This window comes from Kitasatospora sp. NPDC057738, assembly GCF_042798815.1.
GTDB classification, from domain to species: Bacteria; Actinomycetota; Actinomycetes; order Streptomycetales; family Streptomycetaceae; genus Kitasatospora; species Kitasatospora lactacystinica.
Window position 1 is genome coordinate 120,522 of record NZ_JBHVJT010000001.1, and the last position, 17,433, is coordinate 137,954.

The 17,433-nt window shown below is 74.3% G+C and carries 16 protein-coding genes; 11 read left to right on the forward strand and 5 right to left on the reverse strand.

Annotation, left to right across the window (positions count from 1 at the left end):
* Positions 1 to 293: 293 nt before the first annotated feature.
* Entirely contained in the window at positions 294 to 1,175 is an 882-nt protein-coding gene (locus tag ACFVGO_RS00480; RefSeq protein WP_380630445.1) for a DMT family transporter, read from the reverse strand.
* A gap of 277 nt (positions 1,176 to 1,452) precedes the next feature.
* Here ACFVGO_RS00480 and ACFVGO_RS00485 point away from each other — a divergent pair, with 277 nt between their 5' ends.
* Positions 1,453 to 2,373 (forward strand): serine/threonine dehydratase, encoded by a 921-nt coding sequence (locus ACFVGO_RS00485; protein ID WP_380630446.1) that lies wholly within the window; start codon positions 1,453 to 1,455, stop codon positions 2,371 to 2,373.
* Positions 2,374 to 2,641: 268 nt separating this feature from the next.
* The gene (locus tag ACFVGO_RS00490) at positions 2,642 to 4,303 is read left to right on the forward strand and encodes an APC family permease (protein WP_359912317.1); all 1,662 of its coding nucleotides are present in this window, start codon (positions 2,642 to 2,644) and stop codon (positions 4,301 to 4,303) included.
* Between the two features lie 60 nt (positions 4,304 to 4,363).
* Here ACFVGO_RS00490 and ACFVGO_RS00495 read toward each other — a convergent pair whose 3' ends face one another.
* Positions 4,364 to 5,989 (reverse strand): FAD-dependent monooxygenase, encoded by a 1,626-nt coding sequence (locus ACFVGO_RS00495; RefSeq protein ID WP_359912319.1) that lies wholly within the window; start codon positions 5,987 to 5,989, stop codon positions 4,364 to 4,366.
* A gap of 303 nt (positions 5,990 to 6,292) precedes the next feature.
* Between ACFVGO_RS00495 and ACFVGO_RS00500 the strand changes: the two genes are divergently transcribed.
* The 9 genes from ACFVGO_RS00500 to ACFVGO_RS00540 all read left to right on the forward strand — a co-directional run bounded on the left by ACFVGO_RS00500 (position 6,293) and on the right by ACFVGO_RS00540 (position 13,055).
* Positions 6,293 to 7,468, forward strand: coding sequence for a SchA/CurD-like domain-containing protein (locus ACFVGO_RS00500; protein WP_359912321.1), 1,176 nt, complete (start codon positions 6,293 to 6,295; stop codon positions 7,466 to 7,468).
* A 27-nt stretch (positions 7,469 to 7,495) separates the two neighbouring features.
* A complete protein-coding gene (locus ACFVGO_RS00505) occupies positions 7,496 to 7,921 on the forward strand; it encodes a cupin domain-containing protein (protein WP_359912324.1) in 426 nt (141 codons plus the stop codon).
* Positions 7,918 to 9,174: a beta-ketoacyl-[acyl-carrier-protein] synthase family protein gene (locus ACFVGO_RS00510; protein ID WP_380352509.1), complete on the forward strand. Its 1,257-nt coding sequence runs from the start codon at positions 7,918 to 7,920 to the stop codon at positions 9,172 to 9,174. Before ACFVGO_RS00505 ends, ACFVGO_RS00510 begins: the two co-directional genes overlap by 4 nt.
* Before the next feature lie 5 nt (positions 9,175 to 9,179).
* Positions 9,180 to 10,418 carry a beta-ketoacyl synthase N-terminal-like domain-containing protein gene (locus tag ACFVGO_RS00515; protein WP_380630447.1) on the forward strand — a complete coding sequence of 413 codons (1,239 nt, stop codon included), beginning with the start codon at positions 9,180 to 9,182 and terminating at the stop codon, positions 10,416 to 10,418.
* 29 nt (positions 10,419 to 10,447) lie between these two features.
* On the forward strand, positions 10,448 to 10,708 hold the full coding sequence (locus tag ACFVGO_RS00520) for an acyl carrier protein (RefSeq protein ID WP_359912333.1): 261 nt from the start codon (positions 10,448 to 10,450) through the stop codon (positions 10,706 to 10,708).
* 1 nt (position 10,709) lies between these two features.
* Complete coding sequence (locus ACFVGO_RS00525; protein WP_359912336.1) at positions 10,710 to 11,165, forward strand: SRPBCC family protein; 456 nt, start codon at positions 10,710 to 10,712, stop codon at positions 11,163 to 11,165.
* Positions 11,162 to 11,491 (forward strand): TcmI family type II polyketide cyclase, encoded by a 330-nt coding sequence (locus ACFVGO_RS00530; protein WP_359912339.1) that lies wholly within the window; start codon positions 11,162 to 11,164, stop codon positions 11,489 to 11,491. Before ACFVGO_RS00525 ends, ACFVGO_RS00530 begins: the two co-directional genes overlap by 4 nt.
* 324 nt (positions 11,492 to 11,815) lie before the next feature.
* A complete protein-coding gene (locus tag ACFVGO_RS00535) occupies positions 11,816 to 12,271 on the forward strand; it encodes a hypothetical protein (protein WP_359912342.1) in 456 nt (151 codons plus the stop codon).
* A gap of 103 nt (positions 12,272 to 12,374) precedes the next feature.
* Positions 12,375 to 13,055 (forward strand): class F sortase, encoded by a 681-nt coding sequence (locus ACFVGO_RS00540; protein WP_359912345.1) that lies wholly within the window; start codon positions 12,375 to 12,377, stop codon positions 13,053 to 13,055.
* A 116-nt stretch (positions 13,056 to 13,171) separates the two neighbouring features.
* Here ACFVGO_RS00540 and ACFVGO_RS00545 read toward each other — a convergent pair whose 3' ends face one another.
* From ACFVGO_RS00545 to ACFVGO_RS00555, 3 genes are all read right to left on the reverse strand, one after another.
* On the reverse strand, positions 13,172 to 14,206 hold the full coding sequence (locus ACFVGO_RS00545; RefSeq protein ID WP_359912348.1) for a methyltransferase: 1,035 nt from the start codon (positions 14,204 to 14,206) through the stop codon (positions 13,172 to 13,174).
* A 128-nt stretch (positions 14,207 to 14,334) separates the two neighbouring features.
* Positions 14,335 to 15,417, reverse strand: a complete 1,083-nt coding sequence (locus ACFVGO_RS00550; RefSeq protein ID WP_380352505.1) for a nitrous oxide reductase family maturation protein NosD — start codon at positions 15,415 to 15,417, stop codon at positions 14,335 to 14,337.
* Between the two features lie 402 nt (positions 15,418 to 15,819).
* Complete coding sequence (locus tag ACFVGO_RS00555) at positions 15,820 to 17,238, reverse strand: cytochrome P450 (protein WP_380630448.1); 1,419 nt, start codon at positions 17,236 to 17,238, stop codon at positions 15,820 to 15,822.
* Positions 17,239 to 17,433: the final 195 nt, after the last annotated feature.

Genomic DNA, 17,433 nt, shown 5'->3' on the forward strand with positions numbered 1-17,433 from the left:
TACCCTTGCCGCCAAACCACCCCCCCCCTCCGCCCCCCCCTCCCCCCCCCCGCCCTGGTTCCCTGTCGACCCCCCGTCTCCTTTTCCCCCCCCCCGAACCGGTGGTGCCCCCCACGGCCCCGGCGGCGGTGGTGAGCAGGAGGACGGAGGCGGTCGCGGCGGCCACCCGGGCCGGGAGTGAGCTGTTCATGCGGACCACGACAGCACGCCGCCGGGCCCCCGGCGACCACAGGGCGCCCGCCCGGGTGGCCGCCCGCCCCGGCCACTCCCGCCCCGGCCAGTCCCGCCCCCGGTTACTCCCGCGCCAGCACGGCGATGGCCGCGAGCAGCAGCGCGGAGCCCGCCAGCAGGCCCGCCGTCAGCGGCTCGCCGAGGAACAGCACGCCGATCACCGCCGCGGTCGCGGGCTCCAGCAGGACCAGCACCGCGGCCGTGGTGCTGGGCACGGTGGTCAGGCCGGTGAAGTACCAGCGGTAGGCGAACAGGGTGGGCACCGTGCCGAGGAAGAGCAGCGCGGGCACGGTCACCACCGGGTCGCCACCGGTCGGCAGGAGGCCGTGGAGGCCCTGGACGGCCGCGAGCGGGAGCAGGCAGAGCAGGCCGGTGGTGAAGGCGCCGGTGCCGGCCCGGGCCGAGCCGCCGCTGCGGGCCCAGAGGGTGAGGCCGCTCTGGCCGGCGCCCGCGAGGACGGCCAGCGCGACGCCGAGGGCCGGGCGCGGGCCCGCCGCCGGGGCGGCCACCAGGAGGGCGAGGCCGGCCAGGGCCAACGCCACCGCGGCCGCCGCCCGACGGGTCAGCCGCTCGCCGAGCAGCAGGTGGGCGCCGAGGCTGGTGAACACCGGCCCGGCGCCGATGGTGATCAGGGTGCCCAGTCCGAGGCCCGCCCAGCGCACCGAGCCGAAGTAGGCGCACTGGCTGACCGCGAGGCCGAGCCCGGTAAGCGCCGCGGAGCGCCACCGGGCGGCGCCCCGGTCGGCGCGGGGCCCGCGGCTCGGCAGCAGGGCCAGGCAGAGCGCGGCGACGCCGAAGCGCCAGCAGGAGACGCCCACCGGGCCGAGCCCGCCGGTGCGCATCAGCAGCGCGGACACGGCGCCGCCCACGCCCCAGGCGACGGCGGCGGCGGAAATGGACAGGAGGCCGTGCCGGAAGGGCACGGCGGTGTACGAGGGGGTCATGCGTCGGTACTCCACGATGAGGTGCCGGTTCGGGTCCGCTGGGAACGCGGGCGGCAGTCATCGCCCCGGCCGCGGGCAGGTCCCGTCGGGCCGGAGTGGGTGGAGTGGGCCGCCCGCTAGCGGGCCGGCGGGGGGAGGATCACAAGACGCACGGGGCCACCCTACGCCGCCCGGCCGCGGTGTTCGCGATCTTTTCCTCGCCCACGAACGGGACGTACGGTCGACCGGGCCGGGGGCTCCCGGTGGAACGCCCCACTCGACGAAGGAGCGGTACACGATGGACCAGCTGACGTACGACGAGGTCGAGGCCGCCGGGAAGCGGATCGCCGGGCGGGTGCGCCCGGTGGCGGTGGCGCCGGGGGACGACGGCGGGCGGACCTGGCTGGCCCTGGAGTTCCTCCAGCACACCGGCAGCTTCAAGGCCCGCGGCGCGCAGAACTTCCTGCTCGCGCACGCCGAGGCGGGCACCCTCCCGGACAGCGGGGTGACCATCGCCTCGGGCGGCAACGCCGGACTGGCCTGCGCCTGGGCGGCCCGTGAACTCGGCGTCCGGGCAACGGTGTTCCTGCCCGAGACGGCCTCCCCGGTGAAGCTGGCGCGGCTGCGCTCGTACGGCGCCGAGGTGCGGTTGGCGGGCCGGGAGTACGCGGATGCGCTGAGCGCCTGCGAGGAGTTCGCGACCGGCAGCGGGGCGCTGTCCTCGCACGCGTACGACCACCCGCTGATCGCCGCCGGCGCCGGGACGGTGCTGGCGGAGATGCGCGCCGGGGTGCCCGGGCTGGACACCGTGGTGGTGTCGGTCGGTGGCGGCGGGCTGTTCGCCGGGGTGGCGGTGGCTGCCCGTGAGCACGGCGTCCGGGTGCTCGCCGTGGAGCCGTCGGGCAGCCGCGCGCTGAACGCCGCGCTGGAGGCGGGCCGCCCGGTGGACGTCCCGGTGGACTCCGTCGCCCAGGACGCGCTCGGGGCCCGCCGCGCCACCGTCCTCGCCGTGGACGCGGCCGCGCACGCGGGCGTCCGCTCGGTGCTGGTCGACGACGAGGCCATCGTGCGCGCCCGTCGGCAGCTCTGGGAGGACCGCCGGATCGCCGTCGAGTACGCGGCCGCCACGGCGCTCGCCGCCGCCGGCCTGGCCGAGGGCGAGCGGGTCGCCGTCCTGCTCTGCGGCGCCAACACCGACCCGTCCGATCTGGTGGATTAGCACCGCACCGCTGTACGGAGACCACTATTCCCATCATCGAAAGGACCGTCTATCATGCCGCCCCACTCGGCACTGATCGAATTCCGAGTGGGTCGATCGAATACGTAAGAGATCGGGGACAATGACGCCCCCTACCTGCAGGGATGTCCAGAAAAGAATGTAAACATTCAGTAATGAAATCTGTGCAGGGGGCCCTGAAAAGTCCTAGTGTGTGGCAACTCTCATCGCTCCGCCCACCCCGGAGCCCCCACCCACAGAGAGATCGTTCATGGCTTCCCTCAACCAGATCTCGCCGCCCGACCAGGGCACCGAATCCTCCTCCGGGACCCCCCACCGCTCACTGCGCCGCCACGTCGGGCTCATCGGCCTCATGTGGGCCTCGGTCGGCTCGATCATCGGCTCCGGCTGGCTGTTCGGCGCGAAGGAGGGCGTGATGGCGGCCGGACCGGCCGCCGTCCTTTCCTGGGGCATCGGCACGGTCGCGATCGTGCTGCTCGCGCTCGTGCACGCCGAGCTCGGCAGCATGTTCCCGGTCTCGGGCGGCACCGCGCGGTACCCGCACTACGCCTTCGGCGGCCTGGCCGGCATGTCCTTCGGCTGGTTCTCCTGGCTGCAGGCGGCCACCGTCGCGCCGATCGAGGTCGAGGCGATGATCGGCTACGCCCGGCACTGGTCCTGGGCGGGCGGCCTGCTCAACGACAACAACACCCTCACCGCCAGCGGCTTCGCCGTCTCCACCGTGCTCATGGCGGTGTTCGTCGCGGTGAACTTCCTCGGGGTGCGCGTCCTGGCCCGCACCAACAACATCGCCACCTGGCTGAAGATCTTCGTCCCGCTGCTCACCATCTTCGTGCTGGCCGCGACCAACTTCCACGGCTCCAACTTCACCTCGCACGGCTTCGCGCCGTTCGGCGCCCAGGGCGTGCTGGCGGCGATCAGCACCAGCGGCATCATCTTCGCCCTGCTCGGCTTCGAGCAGGCCATCCAGCTCGCCGGTGAGAGCCGCAACCCCAAGCGCGACATCCCCCGCGCCGTGCTCGGCTCGGTCGCCATCGGCAGCCTGATCTACACCCTGCTCCAGGTCGTCTTCATCGGCGCGCTGCCCGTCAGCTCCTTCGCCAACGGCTGGGACAAGCTCGACTTCCCCGGCATCGACGGCCCCTTCGCGGGCCTCGCCACCGTGGTCGGCCTCGGCTGGCTGGCGTGGGTGCTCTACATGGACGCCGTGATCTCCCCCGGCGGCAGCGGCCTGATCTACACCACCTCGACCTCGCGCATCTCCTACGGCCTGAGCCGCAACGGCTACGCCCCGCAGAGGTTCGAGGAGCTCGACAAGAACGGCGTGCCGTGGTTCGGCCTGGTCATCGCCTTCGTCACCGGCGTGATCTGCTTCCTGCCGTTCCCGAGCTGGCAGGAGCTGGTCGGCTTCATCACCTCCGCCAGCGTGCTGATGTACGCCGGCGCCCCGCTGGCCTTCGGCGCGATGCGCCGCCGCCTGCCCGCGCACGAGCGCCCCTACCGGCTGCCGGCGGGCGAGCTGATCTCCCCGGCCGCCTTCGTGGTCTCCAGCCTGATCATCTACTGGTCCGGCTGGCACACCCTCTCGCGCCTGGGCATCGCGATCGTGCTCGGCTACGTCCTGCTCGGCAGCTACGCCGCGTACGCGATCAAGAAGGGCCTGCCGAACGCGCCCCGGCTGAGCTGGAAGTCCGCCCAGTGGCTGCCGCCCTACCTGGTCGGCCTCGGCCTGATCTCCTGGCAGGGCAGCTTCGGGGACGGCACCGGCAACATCCCGATGTGGGCCGACATGGCCCTGGTGGCGGTGTTCTCGCTGGTCATCTACTACTGGGCGATCCGGGTGGCGCTGCCGACCGAGGCGATCGAGCAGGAGATCGCCGACGTCGAGGTGGTCGACGAGGGCGGGCACTGACCGCCGACGACCGACAGGAAGGGCCCGCCGGCCGTGCGACCGGCGGGCCCTTCCGCGTCCTCAGAGGCTCAGCACCGTCCGCAGCGCCGTGGTGAGCTCGGCCTCCGCGTCCTGCGCCGGGCCGGGCGAGCGCCAGGCGACGAAGCCGTCCGGGCGGACCAGCACCGCTCCCCCCGGGCCGATGCCGTGCAGCGCGGCGAAGTCCGCGCCCGGCTCCGGCGCCAGGTCGTCCTCGGCGCCGTCGCCGATCCGGAAGCCGTCCAGCGGGACGGCCAGCCGGTCGGCCGCCCGCCTGCCGCCCGCCTGCCAGGCCCCGCCCTCGGGACCGGTGAGCAGCACCATCGCCTGCTCGTACAGGTCCAGCGTGGAGAGCTTCACGCCCGCGCGCCGCAGCCACTGGTGCGGGGCCCGGCTGCCCGGTTCGCCCGCCGACTCGAACTGCTCGGGGACCACCGGCCCGGACCGGTCCGCGCCGATCACCGCGCCCACCGGGTAGCGGTAGCCGAGCGCCACCGCCAGCACCCCGGCCTGCCGGCCCACACCCGGCGCCACCGCGTAACCCGGGTGGCTGTGCTCGGCGGACCGGGCCGAGGCCCGCTCGCCGGTCACCCGGGCCACCGGGAGGCGCTCCTGCCCGTACGTCTCCAGCAGCCGCGGCCCCGCCCAGCCGCACAGCACCGCGGCGACCTTCCAGGCCAGGTTGTGGGCGTCCTGGATGCCGGTGTTGGAACCGAACGCCCCGGTCGGGGACATCTCGTGGGCGGAGTCCCCGGCGAGGAAGACCCGCCCGGCGCCGTACCGCTCGGCCACCCGCTCGGCGGCGTGCCAGGGAGCCCGGCCGGTGACCTCGACGTCCAGCTCCGGCAGGCCGACGGCGGTGCGGATGTGCCGCTCGCAGCGCTCGTCGGTGAAGGCCTCCAGCGGCTCGCCGTGCTCGGGGTGCCAGGGCGCGTGGAAGACCCACTCCTCCTGGTTGTCCACCGGCAGCAGCGCGCCGTCCGCCTCCGGGTTGGTCAGGTAGCAGGCGATGAAGTGCCGGTCGCCGACCACCTCGGCCAGCCGCTTGGCCCGGAAGGTGATGCTGACGTTGTGGAACAGCTCGCCCTTGCCGGACCGGCCGATGCCCAGGCTCTCCCGGACCGGGCTGCGCGGACCGTCCGCGGCGATCAGGAAGTCCGAGCGCACCACCCGCTCCTCGCCGCTCTCCCGGCTGCGCAGCACCGAGGTGACGCCGTCCGCGTCCTGCTCGAAGGAGATCAGCTCGGTGCCGAACCGCAGGGCGCCGCCCAGCTCGCGGGCCGCCCGCCGCAGCACCGGCTCCAGGTCGTTCTGGCTGCACAGGCACCAGGAGCTGGGGCTGAACCGGGCCAGCCGGCCGCCCGGGTCGATCTCCCGGAACAGCCACTCCTGCTCGGCCCCGGTCAGCGAGGGCGCCTGGAGGATGCCGTGGTTGGGGGCCAGGATCGAGGCCGCCTCGCGGATCGCCGGCTCGATCCCGGCCACCCGGAACAACTCCATGGTCCGCACGTTGTTGCCGCGCCCCCGCGGGTGGTGCGAGGTGTCGGCGTGCTTCTCGACCAGCAGGTGCCGGACCCCGAGCCTGCCGAGGAAGAGTGAGGCCGACAGCCCGACCAGCGAGCCGCCCACGATCAGGACCGGCACCCGGTCGTCAATCTTCGGATTCATCGATTGCTCCGCCCTGTCAGGGGATTCCGCGGCCCGGCCACCGGGCCCGGCGCCGCCCTCGGCGGGCCCGCTCAGCCGGGGCCCCGCTCTTCCATCCCCCGCCGGAGGCGGCCCGTGCCGCCCCTTCGCCCGGATGGCCCGCAAATCTCGCGCCGCGCCCGGTGCGCCGCCCACGATCGACCTCAGGCCTGGCGCCGACTCGCCCGGCCGAACCCCCGTCGCACCGCCCTCCCAGGCCGGGGAGCACCCGCCGGGCACGGCCGACACGGCCCGCAGCGTGCGGCCCAGAGCAGAAAGTGGATCATGACAACTCTGTCCGAACCCCAGCCGAAGCAGCAGGACGAGGCCGACACCCGGCTGCGAGTGGTGCTGATGCTGGAGATCCAGGACGGCGCCCAGCAGCGCTTCCTCGACGTGTACGAGCAGTTGCGCCACCAGGTGGCCTCGGTCCCCGGCCACGTCAGCGACCAGCTGTGCCAGTCGATCAACGACCCGCGCCAGTGGCTGATCACCAGCGAGTGGAAGGACCAGGAGACCTTCCTGGAGTGGGTGGACAGCCCGGCCCACCGGGAGATGGTCAAGCCGATGCACGGCTGCGTCAGCGACAACTTCCGCTCGCTGCGCTACGCCGTGCTGCGCGAGACCTCCGCCGCCGGCTCCACCGGCACCCGGGCACCGATGGAGGTGCCGCCCGGGCTGCCGCGCACCACCCCGGCCGGGCACGTCGGCCCGCCCAAGGCCCCGCCGGGCCCGGACGGCGTGGTCCGCCACGCGCTGACCTTCACCGTCAAGCCCGGCAGCGAGCCCGAGGTGGCCCGCATCCTCTCCGGCTACGCCTCCCCCCGGGCCGAGGTCGACGAGCACACCCGGCTGCGCCGCACCTCGCTGTTCATGCTCGGCAACCGGGTGGTCCGCGCCGTCGAGGTGATCGGCAACCTCGGCGACGCGCTGCGACACGTGGCGATGCAGCCCGAGGTGCGGGCCGTCGAGGAGGCGCTGAACCCGCACCTGGAGGAGGCCCGGCAGCTGGGCGACCCGCAGGCCGCCAGGGCGTTCTTCGCCAGGGCCGCGCTGCCCGCCCGGCACCAGGCGATCGCCAGCTCCCCCGCCTCCGCCCGGCTGCACCGGCACGCCGTCCTCTACCCGGTCCGTCCGGGCCGCGGACAGGACGTCGCCGAGCTGCTGGCCGAGCACGACAACCTGGCCACCGCCGACCCGACCGGGCCGGTCGCGGCCGCCACCGTCTTCCACCGCGAGGACGTGGTGGTGCGCCTGGTCGACCTGCGGGTGCCGGCCGAGGCCGACCCGGCCGCCGCCCTCGGCGTGGCCGACGACCGGCAGGCCGCCGTGCTCGCCGGACTGCTGGACCTCGGACCGCAGGGCGACCTGCGCACCGCCACCGGGCTCGGCGCCTTCCTCGCCGCCCGCGCCATGAACCCGGTCACCGACCGCAGTTCCGCCGACCCGATCAACAACTGACGCTCCGTCACATCACGGGAGAACTCCATGACCACCCAGTCCCCACGGATCGTCAGCGTCCACGACGCACCGGAGAACCGCCGCCACGGCGCCGAGCTGCGCACCATGCTCACCCCGACCAGCTGCGGCGCGACCAGCGGCTTCATGGGCCTGGCGATCGTCAAGCCCGGCGAGCGGATCCGCGAGCACTACCACCCGTACTCCGAGGAGTTCGTGTTCGTCGTCTGCGGCGACCTGGAGGTGGACCTGGACGGCGAGCCCCATCCGCTCAAGCCGGACCACGGCCTGATGATCCCGATCAACATGCGCCACCGCTTCCGCAACGTCGGCGACACCGAGGCCCGGATGGTCTTCCACCTCGGCCCGCTCGCCCCGCGCCCCGACCTCGGCCACGTGAGCACCGAGGGGACCGCGGCGTCCGGACCGCCGGAACACGCCAAGGTGGGCTCGTGACCCGGCGCGTCGCCGTCACCGGGATCGGTGTGGTCGCCCCCGGCGGGGTCGGCGTCCCGGCGTTCTGGGACCTGCTGACGGCCGGCCGCACCGCGACCCGGGGCATCACGCTCTTCGACCCCACCGGGTTCCGCTCCCGGATCGCCGCCGAGGTCGACTTCGACCCGGCGGCCCACGGACTGGGCCCGGCGGACGTCCAACGGGCCGACCGCTACGTGCAGTTCGCGATGGTCGCGGCCGACGAGGCGATCGCCGACGCCGGCCTGGACCTGGCCGCCGAGGACCCGTGGCGGATCGCCGTCTCGCTCGGCACCGCCGTCGGCGGCACCACCCGGCTGGAGCACGACTACGCCCTGGTGAGCGCGGCCGGATCCCGCTGGGACGTGGACCCCGGGCGGGCCGAGCCACAGCTGCACCGGGCCTTCGCCCCCAGCACCCTGGCCTCCGCGGTGGCCGAGCGGACCGGCGCGCACGGCCCGGTGCAGACCGTGTCCACCGGCTGCACCTCCGGCCTGGACGCGATCGGCTACGGCTTCCAGGCGGTCGAGGAGGGGCGCGCCGACATCTGCGTCGCCGGCGCCTCCGACTCCCCGATCTCGCCGATCACCGTCGCCTGCTTCGACGCCATCAAGGCCACCAGCGAGCGCAACGACGACCCGCAGCACGCCTCCCGCCCCTTCGACGCCGGCCGGGACGGCTTCGTGCTCGGCGAGGGCGGCGCCGTCCTGGTCCTGGAGGAGCTGGAGCACGCCCGCCGCCGCGGCGCCCGGATCTACGGCGAGATCGGCGGCTTCGCCACCTTCGGCAACGCCTACCACATGACCGGCCTCACCAAGGAGGGGCTGGAGATGTCCCGGGCGATCGACCACGCGCTCGTCCACGCCCGGGTGGACCGAACCGAGGTGGACTACGTCAACGCGCACGGCTCGGGCACCAAGCAGAACGACCGGCACGAGACCGCCGCGGTCAAGCGCTCGCTGGGCGCGCACGCCTTCAGGACGCCGATGAGCTCGATCAAGTCGATGGTCGGGCACTCGCTCGGCGCGATCGGCGCCATCGAGGTCGTCGCCTGCACCCTGGCGCTCGCCCACGGCGTCGTGCCGCCGACCGCCAACTACGAGACTCCGGACCCGGAGTGCGACCTCGACTACGTGCCGCGCACCGCGCGCGAGCTGCCGCTGAGCCACATCCTCTCGGTCGGCAGCGGATTCGGCGGATTCCAGTCCGCCGTCGTGCTCAACAGAACGGGGTGAGTTCCATGACGTCACGTCAGCAGGGCCGCCGGGCGGTGGTCACCGGCCTCGGCGTGGTGGCACCGAACGGAGTCGGGGCCGACGCCTTCTGGAAGGCCACCAGGCAGGGCGTGAGCGTCCTCGACCGGATATCCCGCGAGGGCTGCACCGGGCTTCCGCTCCGGATCGCGGGCCAGGTGAACGGGTTCGATCCGCAGTCGGCGATCGACAACCGCTTCCTGGTGCAGACCGACCGTTTCACGCACTACGCGATGGCCGCCGCCGACCTCGCGGTGGCGGACGCCGGGTTCCGGCCCGACCCGGAACAGCCCTTCGCGATCGGCGTGGTGACCGCGGCCGGCTCCGGCGGCGGCGAGTTCGGCCAGCGCGAGCTCCAGCAACTCTGGGGCCAGGGGCCGAAGTTCGTCGGCCCTTACCAGTCCATCGCCTGGTTCTACGCGGCCAGCACCGGCCAGATCTCGATCCGCGGCGGCTACAAGGGCCCCTGCGGAGTGGTCGCCAGCGACGAGGCCGGCGGGCTGGACGCCCTCGCACACGCCGTCCGCGCGATCGAGCGCGGCACCGACGCGGTGGTGGCCGGCGCCGCCGAGGCGCCGCTGGCGCCGTACTCGATGATCTGCCAGCTCGGCTACTCCGAACTCAGCCTGGCCGAGCAGGCCGAGCTGGCGTACCTGCCGTTCACCGCGCAGGCCTGCGGCTTCGCCCCCGCCGAGGGCGGCGCGATGCTGCTGCTGGAGGACGAGCAGGCGGCCCGCCTGCGCGGCGCCCGGGTCCGGGCGGTGCTGGCCGGGCACGGCGCCACCTTCACCGGCGCCTCCCGCTGGGCGGAGTCCCGGGAGGGGCTGGCGGCCGCCATCCGGATCGCGCTGGACGAGGCCCGGATCGCGCCCGAGGAGATCGACGTGGTCTTCGCGGACGCCCTCGGGGTGCCGGCCGCCGACCGGGCGGAGGCCCTGGCACTGGCCGACGCCCTCGGCCCGGCCGCCGAGCGCGTCCCGGTCACCGCACCCAAGACCGGTACGGGACGGGCCTATTGCGGCGCCCCGCTGCTCGACGTGACCGCCGCCGTGCTGGCCATGGAGGACGGCGTGCTGCCGCCCACCCCCAATGTCACCGAGGTCTGCCACGACCTCGCCCTGGTGACCGGCCGCGCCCGCCCGGCCGAGCTGAACACCGCCCTGGTGCTCAGCCGCGGGCTGATGGGCTCCAACTCCGCGCTGGTCGTCCGGCGCGTGCGGCCCTGAACCACCCACACCTTCGAAGGGACACCCCCGTGAGCAACACCCTCAGTTATCCGGAACTCGCCGAGCTGCTCAAGGCCCGGGCGGGCGTCGCCGTCGACCCGGGCGACCTGGCGCGGCCGGGCGCGGAGTTCGACACCTTCGGCGTCGACTCGCTCGGCCTGCTCGGCGTGGTCGGCGAGCTGGAGAACCGGCACGGCCTCAAGGTCACCTCGGGCGCCGAATCGGCCAAGACCCCCGCCGAGTTCCTGGAGCTGATCAACTCCTCCCTCGCCACGAAGGCTGGTGCCTGAGATGCCCGGACACACCGACAACGAGATCGTCATCGCCGCTCCGCTCGACCTGGTCTGGGAGATGACCAACGACCTGGAGAACTGGCCGCAGCTGTTCAGCGAGTACGCCTCGGTGGAGGTGCTGGACCGGCAGGACAGCCTCGTCCGGTTCCGGCTCACCATGCACCCCGACGAGAACGGCCAGGTGTGGAGCTGGGTCTCCGAGCGGGAGACCGACCGGGACGCGCTCTCGGTGCGCGCCCGCCGGGTCGAACCCGGCCCGTTCGAGTTCATGGAGATCCGCTGGGAGTACGCCGAGGTGCCGGCCGGCACCAGGATGCGCTGGATCCAGGACTTCGCGATGAAGCCGACCGCCCCGGTCGACGACGCCGGCATGACCGGCCACATCAACCGGAACTCGAAGATCCAGATGCAGCTGATCCGGGAGAAGGTCGAGAAGCGGGCGGCGGAGCTGTGACCGGCGTCCACCGGGCACTGATCGTCGCCCGGATGAAGCCCGAGGCCGCACCGGACATCGCCGAGGTGTTCGCCGAGTCCGACCAGGGCGAACTGCCGCACCTGATCGGCGTCACCGGCCGCAGCCTCTTCCAGTTCGGCGACGTCTACCTGCACCTGATCGAGGCCGACCGCCCGCCGGGCCCGGCCGTCGCCAAGGTCGTCGGGCACCCGGACTTCCGGACCGTCAGCGACCGCCTGACCGCCTACGTGCAGGCGTACGACCCGGCCACCTGGCGGGAGCCGAAGGACGCGATGGCGCGGGAGTTCTACCGCTGGGACCGCTGACCCGGCGCCTCCCCGATGGGCCCGCCCCCGGCCGTGCGCCGGGGGCGGGCCCACGCGTGCCCGGCCGCAGCGCCCCGGATCGGCCCGGAGCGGATCGGCCCGTCCCGGATCCGGCCGCCCCGGATTCACCCGGATCGCCCGGCCGTACGGGTGAACACTCCCGGGACTCCACCCGAAGGGCGCACGCTGCGTACCGGCGCTGCCACACTCCGGTGGCAGTCGGCCGCACGGTGGATGACCGTGGATCAGGCGCAACCCCCGCGAGTCCTCTTGCCCGGCACCGTGCCGGCAGTCGCGGTCCTGCGCACCGGAAGGATCATCCTCATGCGTTCTGCACGCACACTGCTCGCCGGGGCGGCCGTCGCCGCCATGATCACCGTCGGTACCCCCATGGCCTTCGCCGACGGTGCCGCCGACCAGGGCAAGAACCTGACCTGGCAGGAGAAGCAGGACAAGTCCGAGAAGACCTCCGACAACTCCAAGGCCACCGACGACAACAGGGGCGGTGCCGCCTCCGAGGAGCACAAGGGCGCCGACGAGCGCAAGGGCACCGACGAGCACAAGGGCACCGAGGAACACAAGGGCACCGACGAGCACAAGGGCACCGAGGCCAAGGACGAGGACCACAAGAGCCCGCACGGCGGCGTGCACACCGGCGGCGGCGGTCTCGCGCTGTCCGGCAGCGGGCTCGCCTCCGGCGCGGTGCTGCTGCTCGGCGGCCTCGGGGCGGGCGCGTACGCCCTGCGCCGCGGCCGCCGCACCACCGGCGCGGTCGCCTGACGCCGGGGCACCCTGCTTCCGCCGCCTCCGGGCGCCTCCCCGCGCGGGGCTGGCGCACCGGGGGCGGTGGGCCGTCGTGGAACAGGTCGAGCGGAGGACAGGAATGACGGGCGGTCCCGCCTCTGGAACACCCCGGCTGCTGCGCGCGGGGATGGGCGCGGCAGCGGTCGGGCTGCTGCTGATCTACAACTCGGTGGACACCGGCTCGGACGCCGGCGCGGAGGACGGCCGGCCCGCTCCCCCGGCGGCCGCCGCGCCGACCGTCCCCGGTCCCGCGGGCGCCGCGGACGCGGACGCGGCGCCGCAGACGCCGGCGCTCAAACGCGCCAAGCCGACCCGGCTGCGGATCCCGCAGATCGCCGTGGACGCGCCGTTCACCGAACTGGCCGTCAACCCGGCCGGCCAGCTCGACGCGCCACCACCGGACGACAAGAACCTGGTGGGCTGGTACCGGGACGGCGTCACCCCGGGGGAGCGCGGCAGCGCGGTCCTGGCCGGGCACGTGGACACCGCCAAGGGCCCGGCGGTGTTCCTGCTGCTGAGCTTCCTGCTGCCGGGCAACAAGGTCGAGGTGAGCCGCGCGGACGGGACGGTCGCGGTGTTCTCGGTCGACTCGGTGGAGACCTTCGCCAAGAACGCCTTCCCCGACGCCAAGGTGTACGGCAGGACCCCGGACGCCCAGCTCCGGCTGATCACCTGCGGCGGCACCTACGACAAGAAGCGGCGGGACTACCTCGACAACGTCGTGGTCTTCGCCCACCTGGAGTCCTCGCACCCGGGCTGACCCGCCCCGCCCCTGCCGGGAGCGCGACGACCGCCGGCCCCCTTCGCTCGGGGGCCGGCGGTCGCGCGTGCCGGTGGTCGTAACGTCGTACGGGCGTACTGTCGTACGGCGGCGGCTCAGCCGGTCACGAGGGCCTCGAAGGCGTGCAGGTAGGGGTTGACCGGGCGGACCGCGGTGACGGTCAGTCCGGCCTCCGCCATCAGCCCGACCATGCTCTCCTCGGAGTGCTTGGCACCGCCCACGTTGAGCATCAGCATCAGGTCCATCGCGGTGGTGAACCGCATCGAGGGGCTGTTGTCGACCAGGTTCTCCACCACCACGACACGGGCGCCGGAGCCGGCCGCCTTGACCACGTTGGCCAGGGTGCGGCGAGTGCTGTCGTCGTCCCACTCCAGGATGTTCTTGATGATGTAGAGGTCGGCGCGGACCGGGATCTCCATCCGGCAGTCGCCCGGCACCAGGCGGGCCCGGGCGGAGAAGGCGCCGCCGTCCTGGAGCCTCGGGTCGGCGCCCGCCACCACCTTGGGCAGGTCCAGCAGGGTGCCGTGCAACGCCGGGTGCTTCTCCAGCAGGCTGGCCAGCACGTGGCCCTGGCCGCCGCCGATGTCCGCCACCGAGTCGATGCCGGTGAGGTCCAGGTACTCGGCGAAGTCCTCGGCGGACTGCCGGCTGGAGGTGGTCATCGCCTTGTCGAAGACCTTCGCCGAGTCGCCCGCGTCGCTGTGCAGGTAGTCGAAGAACTCCTTGCCGAACAGCTCGGGGAAGACGTTGCGGCCGGAGCGCACGGCCTCGTCCAGCTTCGGCCAGGCCTCCCAGGTCCAGGGCTCGGTGCACCAGAGGGAGATGTAGCGCAGCGAGTTGGGGGCGTCCTCGCGCAGCAGCCGGGACATCTCGGTGTGCTCGAAGCGGTCGTCGCCGCTCGCCTCGAAGATGCCGTAGCAGGCGAGCGCGCGCATCAGGCGGCGCAGCTGGCGGGGCTCGGTGTCGAGTGCGACGGCGAGGTCGGTGACGGTGGTCGGGGTGTCGCCGAGCACGTCGGCGACACCGAGCCGGGCGGCCGCGCGGACGGCGGCGGCGCAGGCGGCGCCGAAGACGAGTTCGCGCAGGCGCATCGCGGCCTGGGGGCTGGTATGGGCGGGTGCGGTGGTCATGGCGGGTTCCTCGGGTCCTTGGGGGTTCCTGGGGCGGCGGGCGGCGAGGGGCGAGGGGCCGGCGGCGGGAGCGGGAGTGGGGAGCGGGGAGCGACGGGCCGGCGGCCCGGGTGAGGGGGCGCCGGGGCTCAGCAGCGGCCGGCCGGCTCGGAGCGCTCGCAGGTGTTGCGGGCGAAGGTGTTGTCGGCGCCGGCGTCGCGGTCGGCGAGGTCGGCCGGACCGTTGCCGCTCAGTTCGTTGTCGGTGATCACGGCGCGGGCGTTGGAGACGCCGACGACGCTCCGGAAGAGGACGATGCCGCCGGAGAAGTCCGAGGTGCCCGTGTTGTCGCGGACCTCGTTCTCCGTCACCCGGGTGTCCTCGGTGCCGGTGAGCACGATGCCGGCGCCCTGGATGGCGCCCAGGCGCGGGTTGGCCGGGCAGAACTTGTTGTTGCCGACGACGGTGTTGCGCCGGACGTCGAGGTTCCCGGCGCGGGGCACGCCCTCGTCGCCGACCACGAAGACGCCGGCGCAGTTGCCGCTGATCCCGTTGTCCTGGACGGCCAGCCCGCGCAACCGGCGGACGGTGACGCCCACCCGGTTGCCGGTCAGCTCGTTGCCCTCGACGACGGTGCCGCCGGTGTCGGGCGAGCCGCCCTCGCGGTAGGCGTAGTTGGCGAGGAAGACGCCGGACTGGCCGTTGTCGGTCGAGCGGTTGCCGCGGATGACGGCCCGGGTGGACATCTCCTGGCTGATGCCCTGCTGGGCGTTGTCGTGGACGTAGGTGCCGCTGACGGTCAGACCGGTGGTGCCGCTGGCGTCGATGCCGTTCTTGCGGAAGCCGGTGACGGCGAGGCCGTGGACGGTGACGTCGGACAGCGGGTGCTCCTCGGTGCCGACCACGCAGATGCCGTGGCCGGCGGCGGCGCAGGCGTTCTCGGTGCCGTCCCCCGGGACGATCACGCTGTCCCGGCCGGCGCCGCGCAGGGTGATGCCGGGGGTGGTGATGCGGACGCTGCCCCGGTAGGTGCCGGGGAACAGCTGGACGGTGTCACCGGGCCGGGCGGCGTCGACCGCCCGCTGAATCGATTCTCCTGGCCGGACGTGGTGCAGCGGGAGGCCACCGTCGGCGCGGGCCGCGGGGGCGGCGGCCAGGGCGGCGAGGACGGTGGTCAGGGCGGTGGCGGCGGCGGTGGCCGCGGCGAGGTGGTGGACCCGTCGCGTGGACATGAGTGGTGACCTGTTTCTTTCGGCGCGCGCGGTGTTCGTGCGGGTGTCGTGGTCCCCCGCACGGGCCGGCGGTATGGGCTGACGCGCTGTGCGCGGGCGGTGACGGCCGGTGGGTGCGGCCGTGTCGACGGTACGGGCGGCCGGATGGGCCCGCCACCAGGGCTGGGCTGCGGGACTGACGGGGCGTCGACCGGAGGTGGGACGGCCCGGCGTGGCGCGGGGTGGTGGGGGTCGGGCGTGCCGTACGGCGGGTGGGCGGCGGCAGTCGTGGCGACGCGCCCGACCACGGGGGCGGTCGGGCGCGTCGGGCGCGTCGGCAGCGGGCTCGGCGGGCGCGTCGGCAGCGGGCGCTTCGGCAGTGGGCTCGGCGGGTGCTTCGGCAGCGGGCTCGGCGGCCCGGGGTCAGCCCGCGGCCGGGGCCTGCGGCCCGAGGCGGACGGGCAGCGCGGCGAGGTGCCAGGCGGCCGGGTTCGGTCCGCGCTCGACGGCCTCCGGGCCGACCGCGAGAGCCAGCCGCGGGTACGTCCGCAGCAGCGTGTCGAAGGCGACGACGGCCTCCTGGTGCGCCAGCACCGAGCCCAGGCACCGGTGGGTGCCGTGGCCGAAGCCCAGGTGCGCCTCGTGGTGCCCCGCGCGGTCCGGCGCGCTCGCCCGGCAGACGTCCAGGCGCTCCGGCTCGGCGTAGGCCCGCGGGTCGTGGTTGGCCCCGGCGAGGATCGGCATCACCGCCTCGCCCTTGCGGATCGGGGTGCCGGCCAGGGTGAGGTCCTCCGTCGCGTAGCGCGGCACCCCGCCGATGGTCGGGCCGCACCAGCGCATCAGCTCGTCGACGGCGGCGGGCAGCAGGCCCGGGTCGGACCGGACCAGCGCCAGCTGTTCGGGGTGGGCGAGCAGCGCGGCCGTGCCGTTGCCGATCAGGGTGGCGGTGGTCTCGTGCCCGGCCACGATCAGGTTGAGGATCAGCGAGACGGTCTCCACCGGGGCGAGGTTGTCGCCCTCCGCGGCGGCCAGCCGGGAGAGCAGGTCCTCGGCCGGTTCGGCCCGGCGGCGCCCGACCAGGTCGCGGGCGGCGGTCACCATGGCGCGCAGCGCCTCGTCCAGGCCGGGCCCGGCGCCCCGGCCGAGGTAGGAGCTCCAGCGACGCCACTGCGGGCGGTCGGCCTCGGGGATCCCGAGCAGCTCGCAGATCACCGTGACGGGCAGCGGGTAGGCGAAGTGCGCCACCAGGTCGACCACGCCGTCCGGGCCGGCGTGCCGGGGCAGCGCCCGGGCGTACTCCTCGGCGAGCCGCTCGATCCGGGGCCGCAGGCGCTCCACCGCACCGGCCGTGAAGGCGGGGTGCACCAGCCCGCGCATCCGGCGGTGCCGGGCGCCGTCCGCGCCGAAGACCCCGGCGCGCAGGTACTTCGCGCACTCCGGCGGCATGCCGCGGGCGCGCCAGACCTGCTCGGTGCGGTGCGCGGGGACGGGGGCGGGGGCGGCGGGCTCGTCCGCCGGGCCGGACGGGTCGGCGGCGGTGCCCACGGCGCCGACGGCTTCCGCGGCGAGGACGTCCGTGGTGGCGTCCGTGGTGGCGGCGGCGGTGGCGAGCTCGTCGGCGACGGGGCCGTCGACGGCGTTCACGTCGTTGACGAAGCGCGGGTCGGACAGCACGGTGCGGACGTCCTGGTAGCGGACGGCGATCCAGAAGGGCTCCACGCCGGGGATGGTGGCGCGGGCGAGCGGGGCGCGCTCGCGCAGGTCGGCGAAGGCGGTGAAGGGGTCGCGGATCAGGTGGTCGGCGCGCAGGTCGACGGTCTCGACCGGTTCGGCGGTGCTCACGGCTGCCTCCTCAGGAGTCGCGAAGTCCATCTGGTCACGGATCGTGACGGAGGCGGGTGGGGTGGTCCCCGGGTTCCGGCCCGGATTCACTCGATCGAGCACAGTGAATCGTTTCTCCGGCCCCCGGCCGACCCTCCCGGGCCACCCCGCCCCGGCCACCCCGCTCCGCTCCGCCCGGCCCGGCCCGCCCGACAC